Annotated in this window: 5 protein-coding genes; all 5 read left to right on the plus strand. The window is 41.9% G+C overall.

The genetic code is table 11. The features are described 5' to 3' along the window. Window positions 1–345: 345 nt before the first annotated feature. Entirely contained in the window at window positions 346–1,569 is a 1,224-nt protein-coding gene (locus AC5JL8_RS23850) for a response regulator (RefSeq protein WP_495882153.1), read from the plus strand. Window positions 1,570–1,751: 182 nt separating this feature from the next. Next, the gene (locus AC5JL8_RS23855; RefSeq protein ID WP_086687337.1) at window positions 1,752–2,117 is read left to right on the plus strand and encodes a response regulator transcription factor; all 366 of its coding nucleotides are present in this window, start codon (window positions 1,752–1,754) and stop codon (window positions 2,115–2,117) included. A gap of 13 nt (window positions 2,118–2,130) precedes the next feature. Beyond that, complete coding sequence (locus AC5JL8_RS23860; protein ID WP_495882154.1) at window positions 2,131–2,661, plus strand: chemotaxis protein CheW; 531 nt, start codon at window positions 2,131–2,133, stop codon at window positions 2,659–2,661. A gap of 16 nt (window positions 2,662–2,677) precedes the next feature. Next, complete coding sequence (locus tag AC5JL8_RS23865) at window positions 2,678–5,605, plus strand: methyl-accepting chemotaxis protein (protein ID WP_495882155.1); 2,928 nt, start codon at window positions 2,678–2,680, stop codon at window positions 5,603–5,605. 135 nt (window positions 5,606–5,740) lie between these two features. Next, window positions 5,741–8,453 (plus strand): Hpt domain-containing protein (locus AC5JL8_RS23870; protein WP_495882156.1); only part of this gene is annotated, 2,713 nt, incomplete at its 3' end.

Here is an 8,453-nt window from a genome sequence, read left to right on the forward strand (position 1 = left end):
GTTACTTTGCCTCATTTAACCGCAGGCAGAAAAAACAAGACAGACAAAACTATTTATAGACATGACATATCATGCCTTGATACATATATAAATGCGCTGGTTCGCGCCTTTATATTTTGTGCTGATGACAGTAATCATGACTACCGTGTGATCACTAGCTTTGTCAAAGCGGATGACGAAAATTTAAGGAATATTGCTGAATGTATAGCCTGGCAAGAGATGTTTGCATAGGTAGTAATTTTCCTTGTATCAACTAGATAATTTGTCTACTTGTAACATAGAAGAATTACTGGGCAAAATGAATAAAGAATGTAAACGAAATAACAAGGAATACCTTTTAGCTAAATGCAGGGAAATTTAAATGAAATTGATATTCGTAGTATCCTGCAATTGATTGAGTGGGGGCAGCGTACTGGTCAACTGTTAGTGGAAGCCCATAGCTTTGGCAATAGCGCTAAATTTGGTAGAGAGGTAAACAGACATTACCATTCCTTTAGCGGCAAACAACAGTCTTGGTTGCTCTTTTTCCTCAACGGTCAAATTATCTATTGCCAACAAGGTGATAGTAATTTGTCTCGGATTGACGATTACTTACGGCATTACCAAGGCGAGATGCAACTCGACCACATCCAACGTACATCTCTAGAATCAGCATATAACGCAGAGTATAGCTATCTTTGGGCGCTCTTGGAACACAATATTATTAATCCAAAAGTAGCTCGTAATATTATGCACGCAATAGTGCATGAGACGCTTTTTGACCTGCTGAGTTTGTACGAAGGTAGCTTTATTTTCCATCAGAATCTGGCACTCACTCCACAATTAAGCGCCTTGGAGATTGCGCCTTCGGTTACCAAAATTGCCAAGCAATTGCAAGAGTGGAAGCAGCTATATCCGCACATTCAGTCTCCTGAGCAATTGCCAATACTTGCTGATGTAGTTCAGCTACACTCCTCATTACCAGCAGAAACAGTGAATAAGTTAAAGCATTGGGCAGATGGTAAAACATCCTTGCGTCAACTAGCTCGCTACCTCAACCGAGACATTTTGACAGTTGCCAAGGCAATGTATCCATACGTGCAGCAAGGTTGGTTAAAACTAGTATATTCAATTACTAATAATTATGATACACCTACACAAGAGTGCGAGGGAGAAAGTAGAGACAAAGCGCGGATAGTATGTATTGACGATGCAATGTCCATCGGTGAAACTATAGAGTCTATTTTGCAGCCACGAGGCTATGAAGTGTTAACTTTGACTAATCCTTTAGAAGCCTTGAGTTTCATTTTTCAATTCAAGCCAGATATGATTTTATGCGACATTACTATGCCGGAATTGGATGGGTACGAGATTTGTTCCATGCTGCGACATTCAAGAGCATTTCGGCTGATACCGATTATCATGCTGAGTGATCAAGATCAATTTATTGATCGAGTCAAAGCTAGGATGGCCGGGACGACAGATTATTTAACAAAGCCGTTTGCAGATGCTGAGTTAATCACGCTGGTAGAAAAATATATCAACATAGAGCCTTTCATGTGTACCCAAAAAAGATACAAGACTTGTTGATCCGATAACAGATGGGGTAAAAAATGTTATCACAGAGTCAACCAACCCCAGTACGACTAGTACAAAGTTATTATCTAGTAAATTAGTGAAGGAATAAATTCAATTTATACAGTAAATACTTACGGGGAGATCAGGGAATGTTCCAAAACGGAACGTCTACATCAGGAGGTAGATAGGCATTTATGAGTACAGTTCTGATTGTGGAAGACAGTATCGCGCAAAGGGAGATGATTACAGACCTTCTAAAAGCAAGTGGCTTAACAGTCACCCATGCCAGTGACGGAGTTGAAGCTTTGGAGGCAATTCAAAGCGCACCTCCTGATTTGGTGGTCTTAGATATTGTCATGCCCCGGATGAACGGCTACGAAGTTTGCCGTCGGTTAAAATCCGATCCAAAAACCCAAAATGTCCCCGTAGTGATGTGTTCTTCTAAAGGTGAAGAATTTGATCGCTACTGGGGCATGAAGCAGGGTGCAGACGCCTACATAGCCAAACCATTTCAACCTACTGAGTTGGTGGGAACAGTCAAACAACTTCTGCGAGGATAAGGATGAAAATAACATGGTCAGCAAACCGGACTTTTTAAGTGGTAGTGGGCAAGACCACTTCCGTCCTGAATTACAAGTAGAAAGTCCTGAAGGTGAATTACATTTGCGGTTTTACATTCCCTCGCATCAGGAGTTTGCACTACCAGCAACTGGCATTCGGGAGGTAATGGAATTGAGTCCTGATAGAATCACTCCGATTCCTAATGCTTCTCCTTTACTTTTGGGTACTCTAAATTTACGAGGTCGAGTAATTTGGGTAGCTGATTTAGGTCAATTTTTGGGGGAAGCAACGGCGTTAAATACAGACCGAGCAGAAATTCCGGTAATTGCTATCGAAGAGCAAGACACAATAGTCGGCTTGGCGGTAGACAACATCGGCGGCATGGACTGGCTTGATGTGCAGCATCTAATGCTACCAACTCATGTGCCAGATACTATGGCTCCGTTTTTACGCGGTGAATGGTTATTAGATGCTAAAAACAATCAGTGTCTACGACTGCTGGATCAAATGGCAATTTTGCGGAGTGCAAGGTGGGCAGGATGAAACTGGGAGGGTGTAAATGGCAGCAAGTATAGATGATTACTTAGATATATATAAGCAGGCTTGTACAGCCTACGCGCAACAGAACTATGAAGTTGCCGCGACTTTAGTTGACCAAGTGGTGCAAAATTTACCAGACGACCCTAACTCCCATTTGTTAAGGGGTCACATCTATTACGTTTTGCAACAATACGATATTGCGAAAGTTGAATATCAAAAAGTGTTGCAGTTGACTGATGCTCAAGAAATAATTGGTTTTGCTAATCATGGCCTTGAGAGCATTAATCAATATCAACAAACGCTGCCCAATCAAGTCGCTGCCATAGACGATGATGAGCGAATATCTTCCCAAGAAATATCTTCCCAAGAAATATCTGATGTGCTAGCTGATGAACCAGAAATACAAGATTTGGGAATCACTGGAGATTTGGCTAGCAATAGCTTTGATTTAAACTCCTTTGGTGAGTATCAACAAGCTATAGATCAGATAGAAGAGCTATCCTTGGACAATCCATTTGATATCTCAGCAGACAGTAGTATTGCATTTAATTCAATACCAGATTCCTCACCACCTTTGAGCGATGATCCGTTTATTGTAAATCACCAGCCAAGGGAGCAAGAGTCAGATGCCAACAGTTGGGAGGAGCAAGTAGAATTAGATTTGCCTGCTTTTTGGCAGGAAGATATTTCAGAAGAAAGTATTGATGAGCCAGAAGTGAATAATCATTTCCTAGATGCTGTTGCAAATTCAGCTAGCGAAAGCAATTCTCCTTTTGCAGAAGTGAATTTATCAACAAGCAATAGCTGGGAAATACCAACTGAGTTGTTGATGGAGGAAAAATATCAAGAACCAAGCGATGCAGTTTTAGAGTTGAAAAGCAATAGCCTGGAAAATGAGACTTTAATATTAAATAACCAAACAGTTCTCCAAGAGAGTACCGCAAAAACGAACGATTTGAGATACAACCTTCAGGATAATTTGTCTCAAGCTACACCAGATAATTGGTTAGGGCCTATAGAAGCTGAAGAAACATTAAAAGAGGTATCCACATCTTCTAGCAGAAACTTTACTTTGGAGGAAAAGGAAAAGAGACCAGATGTGAAACTAACAAACAATAAATTGGATATTGAAGATAATTTTGATTTTGAGGCCTTTGAATCTGCTTTTGGGACGGAGAGCTTCAGCTCTGATGAAGACACAAATAATATACATGGAGAAAATTCTAAAAGTAATATAGAGTTTTTAGATGACTTTGATGAATTTGACGATCTAGGAAACATTCCAGGGTTTGATCTGACAGACGGAGAATCCGGCTTCAATGAGGCGGCAATGGCATCTGGTTCACTCGAAGCCAGCGGTAACTACCGTAATCAACTTGTGGAGTCTTCCCCAATAGATGAAAATAGCGATCGCGAAGATGAACTGTTCTCGATTACAGGCTCACAAGAAGCAGTCCCAGTCTTTACTCAAGTAGATGTCTCGAAGTTAGAACCCAACGTTAGCGTCGAGCAAGGCTGGTTAGCACCCCTAGAGAATGCCACCCTAGAAAGGAAACAATGGCTGGTTGCAGGCGCTGTAGGTATAGTTTCATCGCTAGTTGTAGCTACAGTTGGCTTTGGGGCTACCACATTCTCTCCACCTCAACAACGGGAGTCAGTACGCAATACAGGCTGGGCAATGTCACTCGCAGCTGGAATTGCCGGTTTTGCTACCGCAGGATTTATGGGGAGTCTCACACTCAAGCAAATTCGGCGCACAACCCAAGATCTGCAAAATCAGTTTGATGCTGTACGTCAAGGTAATCTCCATGTTCAAGCTACGGTGTATTCCGAAGATGAATTAGGGCTATTAGCAACTGGCTTTAATGAAATGGCGCGGGTAATTTTCACGACCACGAATGAAGCCCAACGCAAAGCTGACGAACAAGAGGAAGCCAAAGAAAACTTGCAACGCCAAGTTATTCGGTTGTTAGACGATGTGGAAGGCGCTGCTAGAGGCGACTTAACAGTACAAGCTGAAGTTACAGCGGACGTACTGGGAGCCGTTGCTGATGCTTTTAACCTGACAATTCAAAACCTGCGAGATATTGTGCAACAGGTAAAAGTGGCAGCCAAAGAAGTAACAAAAGGTGCAACCAACTCAGAAACCTTTGCTAGAGCCTTATCTAGTGATGCTCTGCGGCAAGCAGAAGAGTTGGCAGTAACACTAAATTCTGTGCAGGTGATGACCGACTCGATTCAGCGGGTAGCAGAAGCGGCGCGGGAAGCGGAGACTGTCGCCCGTGATGCTAGCACCATCGCCCTTAAAGGTGGGGAAGCAGTGGAAAACACCGTGGCAGGTATTTTAGAAATTCGAGAAACTGTTGCTGAAACTACCAGAAAAGTTAAGCGGCTAGCGGAATCTTCCCAAGAAATTTCTAAAATTGTGGCGTTGATTTCTCAAATTGCCTCTAGAACGAACTTGTTGGCACTCAATGCTAGTATTGAGGCGGCAAGGGCGGGAGAAGCCGGACGAGGATTTGCCATCGTAGCAGATGAAGTGCGCCAGCTTGCTGATAAATCTGCTAAATCCTTGAAGGAAATTGAACAAATTGTGATGCAAATCCAGAGTGAAACAGGCTCTGTAATGACCGCAATGGAGGAAGGTACCCAACAGGTAATTAAAGGTACTAAATTGGCAGAAGAAGCCAAGCGATCGCTAGAAAATATTATTCAAGTAGCGAATCGGATTGATATTCTTGTGCGTTCAATTACCTCCGATACTGTAGAGCAAACAGAAACTTCCCGTGCTGTAGCTCATGTAATGCAATCCGTGGAACTCACCGCGCAAGAAACCTCCCAGGAAGCACAGCGAGTTTCCGGTGCCCTCCAAAACTTGGTGGGTGTTTCCCGCGACTTGATTTCCTCTGTGGAACGCTTCCGCGTGGAAACCCTCGAATCAAGGTAAAGGATGAAGTATCAAGTATACAAGTGTGAACTATTATTCATGCTTCAGCCTTTAACCTTTATCTTTCAGCTTTTATCCTAGCCTACGGCCAGCCGCCCTCTAGGTATCTACATCCTTTATCCTTCATCCTGTCCTATGCTGCCGGAACAACAACAGCGCATTTTGGGTTACTTCATTGAAGAAGCAAGAGATCATCTGAATACGATTGAGCAGGGGTTGTTGAATCTCCAGAGTACCCTGAACGACCCAGAAATGGTTAACGAAGTCTTCCGGGCGGCTCACTCCATTAAAGGAGGAGCAGCGATGCTTGGTCTGAGTAGCATCCAGCATACATCTCACCGTTTGGAGGATTGTTTCAAAGTTCTCAAAGAGAATCCAATTCAGGTTGACCAAAAATTAGAGTCTTTGTTTCTTGGTGTATCTGATACTCTAAAAGCCCTATTAGAAAATTTGAGCGGGCCGTTTGGTTTGTCAGAAGAGGCAGCTAATACTCTGATGTCAGAAACTGAACCAGTTTTTCAGTGGCTAAATGAGCATCTGGAACTACTTGTACAGCAAGGAAACAGTGGTGTAGAAAATGGCATTGCAGCAACAGAAATACATTTAGCTTCTGTAGACAACGCCAACACACTTACAGAGATTTTCTTTCAGCGGGATTTCTCCAGTCTGGAAGAAGAAAAGCACATAGCTGCTAGTGAACCGTCCTCGCCTACAGTAGCCAAACAGACGCATTCGCCTATTCCTGCTCAAGAAAATAAGAATTGGGGTGAGTTTCAAACCCAGGTGTTACAAACACTGCGGGAAATGCTGCAACTTTTTAAGCAAAATACAACAACCGAAACTCGGCAAAATCTCCAGCAATGTTGTCACCAGTTAGTTAAACTTGGTGAGGCATTTAATGTGCCTAATTGGTGTAATTTATGTCAAGCAGCAGCAAATGCGATCGCTAATCCTGAAAATTCCTATTTAACTCTAGCCAAAATTGTTATTACAGAAATCAAACAAGCTCAGGAATTAGTTCTACAAAGTAGAGAAGCTGAGATTACAATTAGTCAGCAACTAGAAGTACTCTTGAGCTTGCCAGAAGTTGAGGTATTAGAAATAACCTCTAATTTAGTTGACGAGCTTGCAGCAGAACCAAGTTTATTTGCCAGTACCGATACAATAGGCGCTAATCACGTAGAGTCTACAACAACGAAGGATTCTGTTGATTTTGTTAGTGAAAGTAAAAACAGCATAACTAATTCATCTGAGCTATCCCAGCAACTTAATCAAGACGAGGGTATACCAGCAACAACAGAAAATATTAATATTGATATCTCTGAGTTGTTCCAATCCTTGTCTAGCCATGAAGATGACGCACCTGTTATCAGTAACAATATTGACTCTAAAGGCCCAGAAGTTGGAATAGCTGAGTTAAATACGCTTGCTGATTTGTTTGAAGGTGAAACTCCAGAACTCGATGAAACTTGGCAACAAGAAGAAATCTTAGATATCACCGCCGCTAATAAATTGGGAGTTGATTTTAGCAGTAGTGAAACTGAAGATGTAGATAGCGATTTAGCTGATTTGTTGTCGTTTGATGAAGACCCAAGCAGTGGCGAGCATCAAACAACTATAGCTACAACTGAAGATTTAAGCTTATTATTTGGTGAGAACTTCCTAGAAAAAGAAAACTCAAAATTGCAACATCCACAAACACCTACTACGTTACTTGGGTTGAGCAATATTTCAGAACTTGATAGTTTAGGTGATTCTAATGAGGAAATTCTTAAGGAATTGACGTCAGTTTCTCATGAATCACAGCAGTCTGCTGTAGGGAGCGCCCCACAGGATGTTGTTAAAGATTTATTAGAGTTAGCAATAGATGAAAATGAACTACTTTCTATAGGCGAAGTCACCCAATCAAAAACCAATATTCTTACTAGCATAGAAGCATCTACTAACCAGGAAAGCAGTTTTGATGACTTATTCTTAGAAACTGCAAATGCCAACTTGGTAGAAGAAATTGTTCCAAGTAACTATATAGAAGAATCAAAGCTTACTCTTCTCCAGCCAGAAAATTTATCTTTCGATAATCTGTTTACTGAACTGGAAGAAAATGCACCACTGGCTAAAACCAAGCCAGATATTGGAGATTTATTTGATACATCTTCGACAACAGCAACAGAATTTTCTCAGTCAACAGACGATCTGAGCAACTTCTGGAATGAGGAAGCCGAAGCAGAACAACAGCCTGACTTTGATCCTGTACTTGAGCAGGATGTGGCTAAAGCATTAGAGGAAAGTTTGTTTACAGCTGCTAATGACTTTTTTGGCGATACTCAGCCACCTACAACCTCCCCAACAAGTTTTGGACTGGAAGATTTTGATATTACTTTCTCGCAGCAAGAGCAACAGCTAGATCTGATATTGACATCAGATGCTGGAGATGATTTGTTTGCACAGTTGACACTAACTAACACCACAATTTCTGCTAACATTGTTCAAAGCGAAGTGCCTTTGATAGATATTGGCAACATTTCGCCAGAGCAAGATGGTGATACGCCACTCTCCTCAACAGCATTGCCTCCAGAAGCTCTAGATTTTATCCCCGAATTTACTCACCAGTCCACAGAAACAACGCTTAATAGTTCTCCCAAACCTTTTGGAGAACTGGAGATGGATTTGTTCGATGCCATAGACGAAAACAGCAACGAAAATCCACAATTTTTATTTGAGGATATAGCCACTGCTAACTTAAGCGATATTCAGCTTACCACTACAGATCGGCCTGTCGATGATTTGTTAGCCATCGCCCCAATAGATCCAGATGTAACCGAACCTGTTAGCTTACAACAGTCCCCAA

Source organism: Mojavia sp., from assembly GCF_059505145.1.

Coding starts and splice junctions, on each gene's coding strand:
- AC5JL8_RS23850 (WP_495882153.1), top strand. CDS start 346: ATGCAGGGAAATTTAAATGAAATTGATATTCGTAGTATCCTGCAATTG.
- AC5JL8_RS23855 (WP_086687337.1), top strand. CDS start 1,752: ATGAGTACAGTTCTGATTGTGGAAGACAGTATCGCGCAAAGGGAGATG.
- AC5JL8_RS23860 (WP_495882154.1), top strand. CDS start 2,131: ATGGTCAGCAAACCGGACTTTTTAAGTGGTAGTGGGCAAGACCACTTC.
- AC5JL8_RS23865 (WP_495882155.1), top strand. CDS start 2,678: ATGGCAGCAAGTATAGATGATTACTTAGATATATATAAGCAGGCTTGT.